Here is a 16,544-nt window from a genome sequence, read left to right on the forward strand (position 1 = left end):
CCGGTCAGGGGCGGCGGGCGCCGCGGAGCTGGTCCAGTTCGCGGCGCTCGCGCTTGGTGGGACGCCCGGCGCCGCGGTCGCGGACCGCCGCGAGCGCGGTGTGCTCGCGGGGCGGCGGGGGCGGGGTCCTGTCGGTGTACGCCTCGGCGGCGACGGGGGCGCCCACGCGCTTGGCGAGCAGTCGCCTCACCTCGACGATGCGCTCCCGGCCGGCGTGGAAGATGCGCACCTCGTCGCCCGGCTTGACGGGCTGGGCGGGCTTGACTCGGTCGCCGTTGACCCGGACGTGTCCGGCGCGGCAGGCGGTGGCGGCCTGCGAGCGGGTCTTGGTGAGGCGTACCGCCCAGATCCAGCTGTCGACGCGTACGGTCGCGGTTTGCTCGTCGGTCGCTGTCGCTGCCATGGGTTCCTCGGGGTCAGCCCTGCTGGAAGAGTTCCGCGGGGAGCGGTTTGAGGAGTGCGTACAGGTCGTCGGTGATGGGGCGGTCCCAGCTGGCGATGGTCACCAGGACGTTGTCGCTGCGGTCGAACTGGACGCAGGAGATCCGGCTCTCGCTGAGCTTGACGCGGCGCACGATGAGGAGGTTGTCGCCCTGCATGACCGGGACGTCCTCGGTCTCCGTGACCTCGACGGGCTCGTCCATGTCCAGAGCCGCGAGCAGCTGGGCGACCTCGAAGGGGATCTGGCCCTCGGCGAGGTCGCGGGCCGGTGAGCCCTCCGGGAGGTTGCCGATGATCATCGCGGGACCGCGGCCGCCGAACAGGTCGTAGCGGAGGAAGACGCCCTGGCAGCTGCCGTCGGGGGCGGGGAGCAGGCCGGCGCCGAGGTTTCCGGGCCAGTCGCCCGGGTCCATGGCCAGGACGTCGAAGTCCGGGCCCGCGGGGGTGGAGGGGGTGCGGCGGCGGAGGAAGGACATGCCGCCATGGTACGTGGCCGGGGGTGCCGGACGGCGGGCGGGTCGGGCGTCCGTGGCGCCGCGCCCCGGGTCACGGGAGGCGTTCCCTGCTGGGCGGTTCACCGGTTCGGGGGACGGGCGAGGCCCGTGGCGTCTCCGCCTTGGACGGGGCACCCGCCCGTCCGGCCATGGCCTGTCAGGCGAGGTCGAATGCGCCTTCCCTGGTCCTGTGGGCGAAGGTGTGCCATTCGGCGGGGGTGAAGAGGACGGAGGGGCTGTCGGGGCGGGTGCGGCGGTCGCGGACAGGGTGCGGCGGTCGCGGACAAGGGGCGGGCGGTCTCAGCGCGTGGGAGGGTCGGCGGCCACCAGCCACATGGAGAAGAACTGGGCGCCGCCGCCGTACGCGTGGCCCAGGGCGCGGCGGGCGCCGTCGATCTGGTGCTCGCCGGCCCGGCCCCGTACTTGGAGGGCCGCCTCGGCGAAGCGGAGCATGCCGGAGGCGCCGATGGGGTTGGTGGACAGGACGCCGCCGGAGGGGTTGACGGGAAGGTCGCCGTCGAGGGCGGTGGCGCCGGACTCGGTGAGTTTCCAGCCCTCGCCCTCGGTGGCGAAGCCGAGGTTCTCCAGCCACATCGGCTCGTACCAGGAGAACGGGACGTACATCTCGACGGCGTCGATCTGGCGGCGCGGGTCGGTGATGCCGGCCTGCCGGTAGACGTCGGCGGCGCAGTCGCGGCCCGCGCGCGGGGAGACGAAGTCCTTTCCCGCGAAGAGGGTGGGTTCGCTGCGCATGGCGCCGCCGTGCAGCCAGGCCGGCGGGTGGGGGGCGCGGGCGGCTCCGGCGCGGTCGGTGAGGACCATGGCGCAGGCGCCGTCGGAGGAGGGGCATGTCTCGGAGTAGCGGATGGGGTCCCAGAGCATCGGGGACGCCTGGACCCGCTCCAGGGTGAGGCCGTGTTCGTGGAGGTGGGCGTAGGGGTTCTTGAGGGCGTTGCGGCGGTCCTTGTGAGCGACGAGAGTGCCGATGGTGCTGGGGGCGCCGGTGCGGCGGATGTAGGCGCGGACGTGGGGGGCGAAGAAGCCGCCGGCGCCGGCGAGGAGGGGCTGCTGGAAGGGGACGGGGAGGGACAGGGCCCACATGGCGTTGGACTCGGACTGCTTCTCGAAGGCGAGGGTGAGGACGGTGGTGTGGACCCGGGCGGCGACGAGGTTCGCGGCGACGAGGGCGGTGGAGCCGCCGACGGAGCCCGCGGTGTGGACGCGGAGCATGGGTTTGCCGGTGGCGCCGAGGGCGTCGGCGAGGTAGAGCTCGGGCATCATCACGCCCTCGAAGAAGTCGGGGGCCTTGCCGATGACGACGGCGTCGATGTCGGTCCAGGTGAGGGCGGCGTCCGTGAGGGCCCGGTGGGCGGCCTCGCGGACGAGGCCGGCGAGGGAGACGTCGCGGCGGGCGGCGGTGTGTTTGGTCTGGCCGATGCCGGTGATCGCCACGGGCTCCTCAGACACGGTCGTCTCCTTCCAGTACGGCGACCAGGTTCTGCTGCAGGCAGGGGCCGGAGGTGGCGTGGGCGAGGGCGCGGTCGGAGTCGCCGCGGTGGATGCGGGCGGCGGCCTCGCCGAGTCGGACGAGCCCCGCGGCCATGACGGGGTTGGCGGCGAGGGGGCCGCCCGAGGGGTTGATCGTCGTGGTGGTGCCGTCCAGGCGCAGTGCTCTGCGGAGGACGACCTCCTGGGAGGTGAAGGGAGCGTGGAGTTCGGCGGTGTCGGCCGGGCGGTCGAAGGCTCCGGCGCGTTCGGCGGCGAGGCGGGTGGAGGGTGAGTCGGTGAGGTCGCGTACGCCCAGGGCGTGGGCTTCGGTGCGGTGGTCGATGCCGCGGATCCAGGCCGGGCGGGCACACAGGTCGCGGGCGTGGCCGTCGGCGGCGAGGATCACGGCGGCGGCGCCGTCCCCGATCGGCGGGCAGTCGCCGGTGCGCAGTGGGTGGACGACGGGGTCGCCGTGCGGGACGGCGCCGGTGAGCTGGGCGTGCGGGTTGGTGGTGGCGGCGGTGCGGCTGCGGGCGGCGATGGCCGCCAGCCGGGTCTCGTCGGTGTGGCCGGCGTCGATGAGGGCCTGGGCCTGGAGGGCGGCGAGGGCGACGGAGTCGGGATGGAGGGGGGCGAGGTAGTACGGGTCGAGCTGGCGGGTGAGGACGTCGCGGAGCGGGCCGGGTGAGGACTTGCCGTAGGCGTAGACGAGGGCGGTGTCGGCCTCGCCGGTGAGGAGCTTCACCCATGCCTCGTACAGGGCCCAGGCGCCGTCCATCTCGACGTGGGACTCGGCGATGGGCGGCCAGGCGCCGACGCCGTCGAGGGCCATGGTGAAGGAGAAGGCGCGGCCGGCGAGGTAGTCGCTGGAGCCTGAGCAGGTGAAGCCGATGTCGGCGGTGCGCAGGCCGGTGGCGTCGAGGACCTCGTGGAGCACCGGCATGATCATCTCGACCTCGGAGAGGTCGTCGGTGCGGCGCCGGTGGGCGGTCTGGGCGAAGGCGACGATCGCCACGTCCCGGGCGGTCACAGCAGTTCCCTGTAGGTGTCGTAGTGGGCGTCGGGTTCACCGGTGGGCCGGTAGTGGCCGGGGTGGCGGGCGTCGTCGTCCGTCCAGACGGCTTCGACGCGCAGGCCCATGCGGACCTGGTCGTGGGGGATTCCTGCGATGCGGCCGTGGAGGGCGAGGTCGGCGCCGTCGAGTGCGATGTGCGCGTACACGTAGGGCACGTCGATGTCGAGGTTCTTCGCCTTGATGTTGACGACGCAGAAGGTGGTGACGGTGCCGCGGGGGCCGACGGGGACGGCTTCGGTGGTGGCGATGCCGCAGGTGGGGCAGGCGCCGCGGGGTGGGACGTACACCTTGTGGCAGGCGGGGCAGCGTTCGCCGAGGATGACGCGGTCGGCGAGGGCGCGCAGATGGCGGCCGGCGGCGCGGCCGGGGCTGTAGGTGTAGTCGAGGCGGGCGGGGGTGGTGATGGCGGTGACGGGGTCGGGGAACCGGCCGGTGTGTGGGCGGGCCCGGTGGGTGGGTTCGGAGTCGTACGGGGTGAAGCAGGCGATGTCGGTGATGGCGCCGGTGCGGTGCTCCGCCCAGCGGACACGGACGCGCATGCCGGTGCGCACGGGTTCCGGGCCGGGGGTGTCGAGGGCGTGGAGGAGGGCGGTGTCGGCGCCGTCGAGGCGGACCAGTGCCCAGGCGAAGGGGGTGTCCAGGGGCTGCCCGGGGCGGGGGGCCGGGTTCCACGCCCAGGTGGTGACGGTGCCGGTGGGGGCGACCTCGACGAGGTCGCCGATGTCCTCGGCGGTGACCGGGTCGTATTCGACGGGCGGGACGAGGACACGGCCGTCGCGGGTGCGGACGCCGAGGACGGTGCGTTCGCGCAGGCCGGTGAGGAAGGCGGACTGGACGGGGCCGAGGGAACGGGTGAAGGGGAACTCCACGACGAGCGGGGCGGTGAGGACGTCGGACACTGCGCTCACTCCTGGGGTCAGGCCCGGCGGTAGACGGGCGGGCGCTTCTCGGCGAAGGCGCGGGCGCCCTCCCTGGCGTCGGCGGTGTCGAAGACCGGCCAGCCGTGCCGGAGTTCGGCGGCCAGGCCGTCGGACTCGGACAGGTCCGCGGTCTCGTACACGGACGCCTTGACGGCCTCGACGGCGAGCGGGCCGCAGGCGTTGATCCGCTCGGCGACGGCGAGGGCGTGGTCGAGGGCGGTGCCGTCGGGGACGACCTGGCCGACGAGGCCGATGCGGGCGGCTTCGGCGGCGGTGTACGGGCGGCCGGTGAGCAGCATCTCCAGGGCGTGGGTGCGGGGGATCTGGCGCTGGAGGCGGACGGTGGAGCCGCCGATGGGGAACAGGCCGCGGCGGACCTCGAAGAGGCCGAAGACGGCGGATTCGGCGGCGACGCGGATGTCGGTGCCCTGGAGGAGCTCGGTGCCACCGGCCACGCAGGGGCCCTCGACGGCGGCGATGACGGGTTTGCGGGGGCGGTGGTGGCGCAGCAGCGCCTTCCAGTGCAGGTCGGGGTCGGCTCGCATACGGTCGCGGTGTTCCCGGCCGGCCATGCCGGCGCCGGCGAGGGCCTTGAGGTCCATGCCGGCGCAGAAGCAGCCGCCCGCGCCGGTGACGACGACGGAGCGGATGTCGTCGTCGGCGTCGGCGCGGAGCCAGCCGTCGTGGAGGCCGACGAGCATGGGGATGGTGAGGGCGTTCTTCGCCTCGGGCCGGTCGAGGGTGAGGATGAGGGTGGCGCCGTGGCGCCGCACGGTGAGGTGTTCCGTGCCGCCGTCCTGTCCCATGGGGGCCTCCCGTCGCTTCGGACTGGAACAGGTTGCAGGAGGCGGGGTGGCAGTTCAATAGTTTTCTGACAGACAGTCAGATTCTTTGGTGACGGGCCTTCCCCGTTCCGCGCTGCGGCGCTCTAATGACCGCCGGACCCGCCCGCCGGACCGGTGGAGGAGGAGCGGTGGAGTACAACCTTGCCGATCTGTTCGAGTCGGTCGTGGACGTGGTGCCCGACCGTGCGGCGCTGGCCTACCTCGACCACCCGGGCACAGGGGCGGAGCGCCGGCTGACGTACTCCGCGCTGGACGCCGCCGCCAACCGGATCGGCCACCACCTGCTGGAATCGGGGATCAGGCCGGGTGAGCACGTGGGGCTGCACCTGTACAACGGCGTGGAGTACCTGCAGACGCTGCTGGGGTGCCTGAAGGCGCGGATCGTGCCGGTGAACGTCAACTACCGTTACGTGGCCGGCGAGCTGGCTCACCTCTACCGGGACGCGGATCTGGCGGGGCTGGTCTTCGACGCGGAGTTCACCGTACGGGTCGCGGCAGCGGCGCCGCGGGCGGGGCGGCTGCGGCATCTGGTGCGGGTCGGGACGCCGCCGGAGGGCGCGCCGGAGATCCCGTGCGCGGAGTTCGCGGAGGCGGAGGCGGCCGGGGCGCCGGAGCGGGGGTTCGCGGCGCGGTCGGCGGACGACCTGTTCATCATCTACACGGGCGGCACGACCGGGCTGCCGAAGGGTGTGATGTGGCGTCAGGAGGACCTGTTCTTCGCGGGCCTGGGCGGGGGCGCGCCCACCGGCGAGCCGGTCCGGCGGCCGGAGGAGCTGGCCGAACGGGTCGCGGCCGGCGGTGACGGGATCACCTTCTTCCCCACTCCCCCGCTGATGCACGGCACATCGACACTCACCGCGTTCGTCGGGTTCGGCTTCGGGCAGCGGGTGGTGCTGCACCGCAGGTTCGTGCCGCACGAGGTGCTGCGCACCGTCGAGCGGGAGCGCGTGACGAGCGTGTCGCTGGTCGGGGACGCGATGCTGCGGCCGCTGATCGACGCCCTGAGGGGGCCGCTCAAGGGCACGGACCTGTCGTCGCTGTTCAGCGTGTCGTCGTCCGGGGCGGTCATGTCGGAGTCCGTACGGGCGGAGTTCACGGAGCTGGCCCCGCATGTGGCGGTGCTGAACAACTTCGGGTCCTCCGAGTCCGGCTTCAACGGCACGGCGGCGGACGGCGCCGGCGCGGGCACGGGATTCCGGCTGCGGGTCAACGCGCGCACGCGCGTGGTGGACCCGGTCACGCACGAGCCGGTCGCGGTGGGTGAACCGGGGCGGATCGCGCAGCGCGGACATGTCCCGCTGGGCTACTACAACGACCCCGTCAAGACCCAGGAGACGTTCTTCCGGAAGGGCGGCGCGCGGTGGGTGCTGCTCGGCGACATGGCGACGGTCGACGAGGACGGCCTGGTCACGGTGCTCGGCCGGGGGTCGCAGTGCATCAACACGGGCGGCGAGAAGGTGTACCCGGAGGAGGTGGAGCAGGCCCTGAAAGCGCACCCCGACGTGTACGACGCGCTGGTCGCGGGGGTCCCGGACGCGCTGTGGGGCAGCCGGGTGGCCGCCGTGGTGCAGCTGCGGGAGGGGGCGGCCGGGCTGTCGCTGGGCGAGGTGCAGGGGCACTGCCGGGCCCGGCTCGCCGGGTACAAGGTGCCCCGCCGACTGGTGATCGCGGACCGTGTCCGCCGGTCACCGAGCGGGAAGGCGGACTACCGGTGGGCGCGGGCGGTGGCGCTGGGTGAGGAACGGGAGGACGGGGAGCCGGGGGAAGACCGGCCCCGCCTTGCCTGAACACGCGGGGTGGAGAGATCCTTTTATTGGGACGATTCCGCGCCCCGCGATTGGGGGACATCATGTCCAGCATCAAGGAAAGCGTCGTGATCGACCGCCGTCCTGAAGAGGTGTACGCGTACGTCTCGGATCCGACGCACCTGCCGGAGTGGCAGGAGAGCGCCGTCGAGGCGCACCAGGTCGGCGACACGCCGCTGGGCGTCGGCTCCAGGGTGGAGGTGACCCGGCAGGTCGGTAAGCGGGTGATACCGATGACCATGGAGGTCACCGAGTTCGATCCGCCGAGGAGCTGGCGCATGCACGGCGTCGAGGGCCCCGTCCGCCCGGACCTTCGGGGGACGGTCGAATCCATCGACGACGGCACACGGTCCCGGCTGACCCTCGATCTGAACATCGAGGGGCATGGCAAGGGCAAGCTCCTCGTGCCGATGGTCATCCGCCCGTTCGCCCGCAAGGAGATGCCGAGCAACGAGCGGAGGCTGAAGAGCCTGCTGGAGGGCGGCGACACCACCGCTTAGGAACGCGGCGCCCTGCCGCAAGGGGGTGGTTCCGTGCCCGGCCGACCACGCCGGGCGGGCACGCAGGGTGGGCACGGTCGGAGGTGCCCCGACGCAGCGGTGTGAGGTGCCTCGCCGTCGGCTGCGCTTCGCGGCCGCACCCGTACGCGCACCCATACCCGTGCGTATCTCGGCCGTCCAGGGGCTTGCCTGCGAGGCCCTGGGCTGGATAACTGATCAGGAGCGACACGACCGAATGGTCGGTTGATCGATTGCCGGGACGTACGGGAGGACGGGCATATGGCGGAGGATCTGCTCGACGCCGGGGAGCGGATGGGGCGCGAGGAGCTGGCGGAGACGCAGCTGGAGCGGTTGCGGGGCACGCTGCGCCACGCGTACGAGAACGTGCCGTTCTACCGGCGGTCCTTCGACGGGGCCGGAGTGCGGCCGGAGGACTGTCGGACGCTCGCGGATCTCGCGCGGTTCCCGTTCACCACGAAGGCGGATCTGCGGGACCAGTACCCGTTCGGAATGTTCGCCGTCGAGCGGTCGCGGGTGCGGCGGATCCACGCGTCGAGCGGGACGACGGGGCTTCCGACGGTGGTCGGCTACACCGGGCGTGACCTGGACATGTGGGCGGACGTGGTGGCGCGGTCGATCCGGGCGGCGGGTGGCAGGCCCGGGCATGTGGTGCATGTGGCTTACGGGTACGGGCTGTTCACCGGCGGGCTCGGGGCGCACGGCGGGGCCGAGCGGCTGGGCTGCACGGTGGTGCCGGCCTCCGGTGGAATGACGGCACGTCAGGTGCGGCTGATCCAGGACTTCCGGCCCGAGGTCATCATGGTGACGCCCTCGTACATGCTGACGCTGCTCGACGAGTTCGAGCGGCAGGGCGTCGATCCGCGGGCGACGTCGCTGAAGGTGGGGCTCTTCGGTGCGGAGCCGTGGACGGAGGAGATGCGGCGGGAGATCGAGGAGCGGTTCGCGATCGACGCGGTCGACATCTACGGCCTGTCGGAGGTGATCGGCCCGGGCGTCGCGCAGGAGTGCGTGGAGACGAAGGACGGGTTGCACATCTGGGAGGACCATTTCCTTCCCGAAGTCGTCGACCCGGTGACCGGTGAGGTGCTGCCGGACGGAGAGCGGGGCGAGCTGGTGTTCACCTCGCTGACCAAAGAGGCCATGCCGGTGGTGCGCTACCGCACGCGGGATCTGTCGCGGCTGCTGCCGGGGACGGCGCGGGCGTTCCGGCGGATGGAGAAGGTGACGGGACGCAGCGACGACATGGTGATCCTGCGCGGCGTGAACCTGTTCCCGACGCAGATCGAGGAGGTCCTGCTGCGTACGCCGGGGCTGGCGCCGCACTTTCGGCTGCGGCTGACGCGCGAGGGGCGGCTGGACGCGCTGACGGTACGGGTGGAGGCGCGGGCGGACGCGGCACCGGAGGTACGGGCGGAGGCGGCGCGGGCCGTGGCGGCGGCCGTCAGGGACGGGATCGGGGTGTCGGTGGCGGTCGACGTGGTCGATCCGGAGACGCTGGAGCGGTCGGTGGGGAAGATCCGGCGGATCGAGGACCTCAGGCCGGGTCACTGATCGCGGCGGGTGTGGCGACAGCCGGTCGGGAACCGGGGGCGGGGAGACCGCGGGGCAAGGGCGGCGTGGGCCGGGGACGGCGTGGGCCGGGGACGGCGTGGGCCGGGGACGGCGTCAACCCCTGTGACGGCTGCGGGCGTCTGGTGAAGTGGGCCGGCGTGGTGTGCGCTCCGTCGGGCGCACCATGGCCGACTCACTTCTGTCGTTGTTCTGTTGGGAGGAACGTTGCACCTCCGTACCAGCAAGAGACGTGTCCGCCGGGCGTGGTCGGCCACCGCCGCCGTGGCCGCCGCCGCCCTGGCCGCCGCCGTCCTGCCGTCGGCGGCCGTCGCGGCGCCGGACAGGAGCGGTGAGGAGCACAGTCCGTCGGGGGGCGGGCTGTCCGCTGTCGTCCGGTACACCGAGTACGGCATTCCGCACATCGTGGGCGAGGACTACGCGGACCTGGGCTTCGGCACCGGGTGGGCGCAGGCGGCCGACCAGGTGTGTGTGCTCGCCGACGGGTTCGTGACCGTACGGGGCGAGCGGTCACGCTACTTCGGCGCCGAAGCGCGGTCGGACGGATCGCTGTCGTCGGCGCGGAGCAACCTGTCGAGCGACCTGTACTTCCGGGGCCTGCGGAACGCGCGCACCGTCGAGCGGCTGCTGAAGCGTCCCGCCCCGGCCGGACCGGGACGGGACCAGAAGGAGCTGATGCGGGGCTGGGCCGCCGGGTACAACGCCTGGCTGCGGCAGAACCGGGTCACCGATCCGGCGTGCGCGGGCGCCGAGTGGCTGCGGCCCGTGACCGCCGTGGACGTCGCCCGGCGCGCGTACGCCCTGGCGGTGCTCGGCGGGCAGGGGCGGGCCGTGGACGCCATCACGGCCGCGCGGCCGCCTCGGCCGGACGGCGCGTCCGCGCCCTCCGTCGACCCGGAGGGCGCGGCGGAGGCGGCGCGGAAGCTGCTGGACACGCAGAACGCGACGATGGGCTCCAACGCGGTGGCGTTCGCGGGCGGTACGACCGCCAACGGGCGCGGCCTGCTGCTGGGCAATCCGCACTATCCGTGGCACGGCGGGCGGCGCTTCTGGCAGTCGCAGCAGACCATCCCCGGTGAGCTGAACGTGCAGGGCGCGTCCCTGCTCGGCGCGCCGCTCGTCCAGATCGGCTTCACCGACAAGGTGGCGTGGAGCCACACGGTCGCGACCGGAGTCACCCTGAACCTCCATCAGCTGCGACTGGACCCGGCCGACCCGACCGTCTACCTGGTGGACGGCGAGCGGCGGCGGATGGTGCGGCGGACCGTGACGGTGCCTGTCGCGGGCGGGGACCCGGTGACCCGTACGCAGTGGTGGACCCGGTACGGGCCCGTCGTCACATCGCTCGGCTCGGGCCTGCCGCTGCCGTGGTCGGAGACGACCGCGTACACGCTGAACGACCCCAACGCCCAGAACCTGCGCATGGCGGACACGGGGCTCGGGTTCGCCAAGGCCCGCTCGACCCGCGAGATGGCGGACGTGCTGCGCCGTACACAGGGCCTGCCGTGGGTGAACACCGTGGCCGCCGACCGGGACGGCGGCACGCTGTACACGCAGGCGCAGGTCCTGCCGCGGATCACCGACGAGCTGGCCGCGCGCTGCTCGACGCCGCTGGGCCGTGCCACGTACCCGGAGTCGGGGCTCGCGGTGCTGGACGGATCGCGGGGCGACTGTGCGCTCGGCAGGGACCCTGACGCGGTACAGCCCGGCATCATGGGCCCGTCGCGGATGCCGGTGCTGAGGGACGCCCCGTACGCGGAGAACTCCAACGACAGCCCGTGGCTGGCCAACGCGGACCGGCCGCTGACCGATTACGAGCGGGTGTTCGGCGACATCGGAACGCCGCGCTCGGTGCGGACCCGGGGCGCCGTCGAGGACGTGGCCGGGATGGCGGATCGGGGCGGGCTGACCGTCGCGGACCTCCAGAGCCAGCAGTTCTCGAACCGCGTGCCCGCCGCGGACCTCGTCCTGGACGACGTCCTGCGGGCGTGTCCGGAGGCGGCGCCGGGCGGCCGTGAGGCGTGCGACGTGCTGGCGCGGTGGGACCGCAGGACGGACACCGGCAGCCGGGGCGCCCTGCTCTTCGAACGGTTCTGGTTCTGGTTCTGGCACCCGTCCACGCGGCCGGACGACCCGTGGAAGGTACCGTTCTCGGCCGCCGACCCCGTCCGTACGCCACGCGGCCTCGACACGGCGGCGCCCGCGGTCGCCGAGGCGCTGGGCAAGGCCGTGGACGCCGCCGTGGCGGAGCTGCGCGGCGCCGGCATCGCGCTGGACGCCCCGCTGGGTGAGCACCAGTTCGTGGTGCGGGGCGGCGAGCGCATCCCCGTGCACGGTGCCACGGGCGCGATCGGGGTGTGGAACATGACGGTGCCCGTGTGGGACGCGGCGGGCGGCGGGTACACCGAGGTGGCGCACGGGACGAGCCACGTCCAGGCGGTCGGCTGGGACGGCGGCCGGTGCCCGGTGGCGCGGACGCTGTTGTCGTACTCGCAGTCGTCGAACCCGCTGTCGCCGCACTACAGCGACCAGACGCGGCTGTACTCGGCCGAGCGGTGGGTGACGGCGCGGTTCTGCGAGAAGGACATCCTCGCCGACCCCGCGCTGCGGGTCGTGAAGGTGAAGGAGTGACCGTCAGGGGCTGAGCCCGCGCGTGTGGCGCGTCCGGGCACCGGGGCGGGGATCCGGGCCCGGGCGCGCCGCCGCCGCGCATCGGCCGTGTCAGGTCACACGGGGCGGTCGTGGTGCTCCCAGTACGGGGCGCGCAGGCGGCGTTTGTACAGCTTGCCGTTGGGGTCGCGGGGCATGGCGGCGACGAAGTCGAGGCTGCGGGGGCGTTTGTACCCGGCTAGGCGGCGCGTGCAGTGGGCGAGGAGCTCGGCGGCGAGCCGCTCGTCCGGGGCGTGGCCGTCGGCGGGTTCGACGATCGCCTTGACCTCCTCGCCCCGGTCGGGGTGCGGGACGCCGAAGGCGGCGGCGTCGGCGACGGCGGGGTGGGCGAGGAGGGCGGCCTCGATCTCGGCGGGATAGATGTTCACGCCGCCCGAGATGATCAGGTCGATCTTGCGGTCGCGGAGGAAGAGATAGCCGTCCTCGTCGAGGTATCCGAGGTCGCCGACGGTGAAGAAGTCGCCGACGCGGTTCTCGCGGGTCTTGGTGTCGTCCTTGTGGTAGCGGAATCCGCCGGTGGTCATCCGCATGTAGACGGTGCCGAGTTCGCCCGGCGGCAGGGGGCGGCCGGCGTCGTCGAGTACGGCGAGTTCGCTGATCGGCCAGGCACGGCCGACGGTGCCGGGTTTCTTGAGCCAGTCGTCGGCGGTGGCGAAGGCGCCGCCGCCCTCGCTGGCCGCGTAGTACTCCTCGACGCAGTGGCCCCACCAGTCGATCATGGCGCGTTTGACGTGGTCGGGGCAGGGCGCTGCGCCGTGGATGGCGTGGCGCATCGAGCTCACGTCGTACCGCTGCCGGACCTCCTCCGGGAGGGCGAGGAGGCGGTGGAACTGGGTGGGGACCATGTGGGTGTGGGTGCAGCGGTGGGTGTCGACGAGGCGGAGCATCTCCTCGGGCGTCCACTTGTCCATGAGGACCAGGGGGTGGCCGATGTGCAGGGCGGCGGCCGCGAACTGGAGCACGGCGGTGTGGTAGAGCGGGGAGCAGACGAGGTGGACGTGCCCGTCGAAGGGACGGATGCCGAAGATGCCGAGGAAGCCGCCGAGATGGGCGTCCTCGGGGAGGATGCCGGGCAGGGGGCGGCGGATGCCGCGGGGGCGGCCGGTGGTGCCGGAGGTGTAGTTCATGACCCAGCCGAGGGTGCGGTCGGCGGGGGGTGCGGAGGGCTGTCCTTCCAGGAGGTCGCCGTACGGGCGGAAGCCGTCCGCCGCACCGACCACATAGCGGTGACTCACGGGCAGGGCGGCCTCGTCGGCGGCGTTGCGGGCGGCGGCCGCGAACCGTTCGTGGGCGATGAGTGCCCTGGCTCCGGAGTCCGCGACGATCCAGGCGATCTCGGGGGCGACGAGGTGGTGGTTGACGGGGACGAGGTAGAGGCCGGCCTGGGCGGCGGCGAGATACGCGGTGAGGAACGCGGGACCGTTGGGCAGGACCGCGGCGAAGGCGTCGCCGCGGTGGAGGCCGGCCGAGCGAAGGCCGTGGACGAGCCGGTTGGCGTCGGAGTGGAGGCGGCCCGCGGTCCACCGCTCGCCGCCGGGTGCGGTGAGGACGGTGCGTGTGGGGTCGGCGGTGGCCTGGGCCCAGAAGCCGTTCGGCGTGTGCGCGGGCCGGTGTATGAGGGGCTGCCGGTTCATGAGGGGCTCCGTCCGGCGATGCGGTTGATGCGGTCGACGGCCTTCTCGAAGCCGCGGGTGAGGTCGTCGAAGACCTGCTGGACGGTGCGCTGCGAGGTCATGCGGCCCACGATCTGGCCGACGGGGGTGCCGAGCAGGGGCTCCGTCCCGTACTTCTGGATGCGGGTGAGGGCCTCGGCGACGAGGAGGCCCTGGAGGGGCATGGGCAGGGGGCCCGGGCCGTCGGGGTCGTCCCAGGCGTCGGTCCACTCGGTGCGCAGCTGGCGGGCGGGTTTACCGGTGAGGGCGCGGGAGCGGACGGTGTCGCCGGAGCCGGCCGCGAGGAGTTTGCGGGTGAGGGCGTGGGAGTGGAGGTCCGCCTCGGTGGTGGTGAGCCAGATGGAGCCGAGCCAGACGCCCTGGGCGCCGAGGGCGAGCCCGGCGGCGATCTGCTCACCGCTGCCGATGCCTCCGGCGGCGAGTACGGGCAGCGGGGCGACGGCGTCGACGACCTCGGGGGTGAGGACCATGGAGGCGATCTCACCGGTGTGGCCGCCCGCCTCGTAGCCCTGGGCGACGACGATGTCGATGCCGGCGTCGGCGTGGTGGCGGGCGTGCCGGGCGCTTCCGGCGAGGGCTGCGACCCGGATGCCGTGGTCGTGGGCGCGGCGGACGACGTCGGGTGGCGGGGAGCCGAGGGCGTTGGCGAGGAGTGCGACGGGGTAGTCGAAGGCGACGTCGAGCTGGCTGCGGGCCACCTGCTCCATCCAGCCGGTGATGCGCCAGCCGGACGGTTCGCCGTCGGCGAGTTCGGGGACGCCGTGCTTGGCGAGGAGGTCGCGTACGTAGTGGCGGTGCCCTTCCGGGATCATCGCCTCGATGTCGGCCTCGGTGACGCCCTCGACCTTCCTGGCGGGCATGACGACGTCGAGGCCGTAGGGCAGGCCGTCGGTGTGGTCCTGCATCCAGTCGAGGTCGCGGGCGAGTTCACCGGGGTCGGTGTAGCGGACCGCGCCGAGCACGCCGAATCCGCCCGCCCGGGTGATGGCGGCGGCCACCGCGGGGAACGGCGTGAAGCCGAAGATGGCGTGCGCGGCGCCCAGTTGCTTGCTCAGCTCCGTCTCCATGGGGCGCAGGATGCCGCAGCGGGGCGTACGAGGGAAGAGATTCTCTGATGGTGCGTCAGTTATGTTGGGGTCATGTCGGCGCCGAAGGATTCCTTCGAGGAGGATGGCGATGACGCGGGAGCCGTCGGGCAGAGGAATCGGCCGCCGGGGTTTCGGCGGCGGGGTGCTGGCACTGGGAGGTGCGCTGGTGATCGGTCCGGTTCCGGGGACGGGCGCGGGGGCGTCGCAGAGGGCCGGTGCGGCAATGTCGCCGGGGGACGGTGCGGGGGCGTGGCCGGTGCTGCGGCACGGGACCGCCGAGCGGGCGGGGCTGCTGCCCGCCCACCTCGACCGGCTGGCCGCCGACGCCGAGCGGTTCCTCGATCCCTCCCCCGTGCACCCCTGGTACGCGGGCGCGGTGCTGCTCGCGGGGCGTGGCTCCACGGTCGCGCTGCACCGGGCGATCGGGTACGCGGTGCGGTACGCGGCGTACGACGAGACGACCGGGGAGGGGGTGGAGTTGCCGCCGGAGCGGCGGATCGCGATGCGCGAGGACACCGTCTTCGACCTGGCGTCCCTCACCAAGCTCTTCACCTCGGTCCTGGCCGTGCAGCTGCTGGAGCGCGGGGTGCTGGAGCTGGAGGGCCGCGTCGCGGGCCGGCTCCCGGAGTTCGGTGGCGGAGGCAAGGGCGGCATCACGGTACGTCAGCTGCTGACGCACACCTCCGGGCTGCGCGCCTGGCTCCCGCTGTACCGGGAGCCGACCCGCGAGGGCATGCTGCGGCTGCTCTGGGACGAGGAGCCCGCGGACCCGCCGGGCTCGGTGTACCGCTACTCCGACCTCAACCTGATCGCGCTTCAGCTGCTACTGGAGAAGGTCACCGGCCGCCCGCTGGACGTGCTGCTGCGCGACCGGATCACCGGGCCGCTCGGGCTGCGCAGTACCCGATTCGCCCCGCCCGCCTCCTGGCGGCCGCGGACCGCCGCCACCGAGGACGCCCGGGAACCCTGGTCGGGCCTGGACCGCGGGATGGTGTGGGGCGAGGTGCACGACGAGAACGCGTACGGGTTCGGCGGGGTCGCCGGGCACGCGGGCGTGTTCTCCGACGCCTGGGACCTGGCAGTCCTCTCCCGTACGCTGCTGAACGGCGGCGCGTACGGGCACGCCCGGATCCTGCGGCCCGAGTCCGTGGAGCTGATGTTCACGGACTTCAACACCGCGTTCCCCGGCGACGAGCACGGGCTCGGCTTCGAGCTGTACCAGCACTGGTACATGGGCGCGATGGCCACGCCGCGCACCGCCGGGCACACCGGGTTCACGGGGACGAGCCTGGTCCTGGACCCGACGACCGACTCGTTCCTGGTGCTGCTGGGCAATTCGGTGCACCCGGTGCGCACCTGGCGCTCGGGGTCGGCGCCGCGCGTCGCCGCCGCCGACCGTCTGGCCCGGGCCGTCCCGGTGCGTCCCGCGCACGGCCGCACCGCGTGGTTCGCCGGGACGGCGGCCTCCGCGACGGCGACGCTCACGCTGCCCGCCGTGCGGCCGGGCACGGCGAGGGCCCGGCTGCGGTGCGCCCTGTGGTGGGACACGGAGCCTGGTGCGGACAGCCTGGTCCTGGAGGCGTCCGCGGAGGCGTCGGCAGGGGCCCCCGGGGGCGGGGCGTACTGGCGGCCGGTGCCGTTCACCACCGTACGGCCGGACGGGGAGGCCGCGGCGCATCCGGGCGGGGTGGTGACCGGCTGGTCGGGGCGGGTCTGGCACCGGCTGGAGGCGGACCTGTCGGAGTGGTGCGCCGCCGGGCCCGTACGGCTGCGCTGGCGGTACACGGCCGACGGGCGGTACACGGGGCGGGGCGTGTACGTGGACGCGCTGCGGGTGCTGGACGGCGAACGGGCGCTGTTCGACGAGACACGGCCGGCGGACGCGGCACGGATCGAGGCGAGTGGCTGGGCGCCATCGCCGGACTGACCCCGGCACCGTACCGGACGGACGCACA

The 16,544-nt window shown here is 73.5% G+C and carries 13 protein-coding genes; 5 read left to right on the plus strand and 8 right to left on the minus strand.

Annotated features, from left to right (window positions below; genetic code table 11):
• Nucleotides 1–4: 4 nt before the first annotated feature.
• The 6 genes from FVS66_RS17850 to FVS66_RS17875 form a co-directional block, all read right to left on the minus strand.
• Entirely contained in the window at nucleotides 5–403 is a 399-nt protein-coding gene (locus tag FVS66_RS17850; RefSeq protein ID WP_149182167.1) for an RNA-binding S4 domain-containing protein, read from the minus strand.
• Nucleotides 404–416: 13 nt separating this feature from the next.
• Complete coding sequence (locus tag FVS66_RS17855; protein ID WP_149182168.1) at nucleotides 417–917, minus strand: hypothetical protein; 501 nt, start codon at nucleotides 915–917, stop codon at nucleotides 417–419.
• 318 nt (nucleotides 918–1,235) lie between these two features.
• Complete coding sequence (locus FVS66_RS17860; RefSeq protein ID WP_187645570.1) at nucleotides 1,236–2,402, minus strand: thiolase domain-containing protein; 1,167 nt, start codon at nucleotides 2,400–2,402, stop codon at nucleotides 1,236–1,238.
• The gene (locus FVS66_RS17865; RefSeq protein WP_149182169.1) at nucleotides 2,395–3,453 is read right to left on the minus strand and encodes a thiolase domain-containing protein; all 1,059 of its coding nucleotides are present in this window, start codon (nucleotides 3,451–3,453) and stop codon (nucleotides 2,395–2,397) included. The genes FVS66_RS17860 and FVS66_RS17865 overlap by 8 nt, the downstream gene beginning before the upstream one ends.
• Nucleotides 3,450–4,397, minus strand: a complete 948-nt coding sequence (locus tag FVS66_RS17870) for an OB-fold nucleic acid binding domain-containing protein (protein WP_149182170.1) — start codon at nucleotides 4,395–4,397, stop codon at nucleotides 3,450–3,452. Before FVS66_RS17870 ends, FVS66_RS17865 begins: the two co-directional genes overlap by 4 nt.
• A gap of 17 nt (nucleotides 4,398–4,414) precedes the next feature.
• Nucleotides 4,415–5,224, minus strand: a complete 810-nt coding sequence (locus FVS66_RS17875; protein WP_149182171.1) for a crotonase/enoyl-CoA hydratase family protein — start codon at nucleotides 5,222–5,224, stop codon at nucleotides 4,415–4,417.
• Nucleotides 5,225–5,391: 167 nt separating this feature from the next.
• On the opposite strand from FVS66_RS17875, the gene FVS66_RS17880 reads away from it, so the two are divergent.
• The 4 genes from FVS66_RS17880 to FVS66_RS17895 all read left to right on the plus strand — a co-directional run bounded on the left by FVS66_RS17880 (nucleotide 5,392) and on the right by FVS66_RS17895 (nucleotide 11,789).
• Nucleotides 5,392–7,050 carry an acyl-CoA synthetase gene (locus FVS66_RS17880; RefSeq protein ID WP_149182172.1) on the plus strand — a complete coding sequence of 553 codons (1,659 nt, stop codon included), beginning with the start codon at nucleotides 5,392–5,394 and terminating at the stop codon, nucleotides 7,048–7,050.
• 62 nt (nucleotides 7,051–7,112) lie between these two features.
• Complete coding sequence (locus tag FVS66_RS17885) at nucleotides 7,113–7,568, plus strand: SRPBCC family protein (RefSeq protein ID WP_149182173.1); 456 nt, start codon at nucleotides 7,113–7,115, stop codon at nucleotides 7,566–7,568.
• Between the two features lie 279 nt (nucleotides 7,569–7,847).
• The gene (paaK, locus tag FVS66_RS17890) at nucleotides 7,848–9,140 is read left to right on the plus strand and encodes a phenylacetate--CoA ligase PaaK (RefSeq protein ID WP_149182174.1); all 1,293 of its coding nucleotides are present in this window, start codon (nucleotides 7,848–7,850) and stop codon (nucleotides 9,138–9,140) included.
• 225 nt (nucleotides 9,141–9,365) lie between these two features.
• Nucleotides 9,366–11,789: a penicillin acylase family protein gene (locus tag FVS66_RS17895; RefSeq protein WP_149182175.1), complete on the plus strand. Its 2,424-nt coding sequence runs from the start codon at nucleotides 9,366–9,368 to the stop codon at nucleotides 11,787–11,789.
• A 95-nt stretch (nucleotides 11,790–11,884) separates the two neighbouring features.
• Here FVS66_RS17895 and FVS66_RS17900 read toward each other — a convergent pair whose 3' ends face one another.
• Nucleotides 11,885–13,462, minus strand: a complete 1,578-nt coding sequence (locus FVS66_RS17900) for an acyl-CoA synthetase (protein ID WP_149182176.1) — start codon at nucleotides 13,460–13,462, stop codon at nucleotides 11,885–11,887.
• Nucleotides 13,459–14,568 carry a nitronate monooxygenase family protein gene (locus tag FVS66_RS17905; RefSeq protein WP_149182177.1) on the minus strand — a complete coding sequence of 370 codons (1,110 nt, stop codon included), beginning with the start codon at nucleotides 14,566–14,568 and terminating at the stop codon, nucleotides 13,459–13,461. Before FVS66_RS17905 ends, FVS66_RS17900 begins: the two co-directional genes overlap by 4 nt.
• Nucleotides 14,569–14,677: 109 nt before the next feature.
• Here FVS66_RS17905 and FVS66_RS17910 point away from each other — a divergent pair, with 109 nt between their 5' ends.
• Nucleotides 14,678–16,516, plus strand: coding sequence for a serine hydrolase (locus FVS66_RS17910; protein ID WP_149182178.1), 1,839 nt, complete (start codon nucleotides 14,678–14,680; stop codon nucleotides 16,514–16,516).
• Nucleotides 16,517–16,544: the final 28 nt, after the last annotated feature.

The sequence above is a fragment of the Streptomyces sp. TRM49041 genome (assembly GCF_008271805.1).
Lineage (GTDB): Bacteria > Actinomycetota > Actinomycetes > Streptomycetales > Streptomycetaceae > Streptomyces.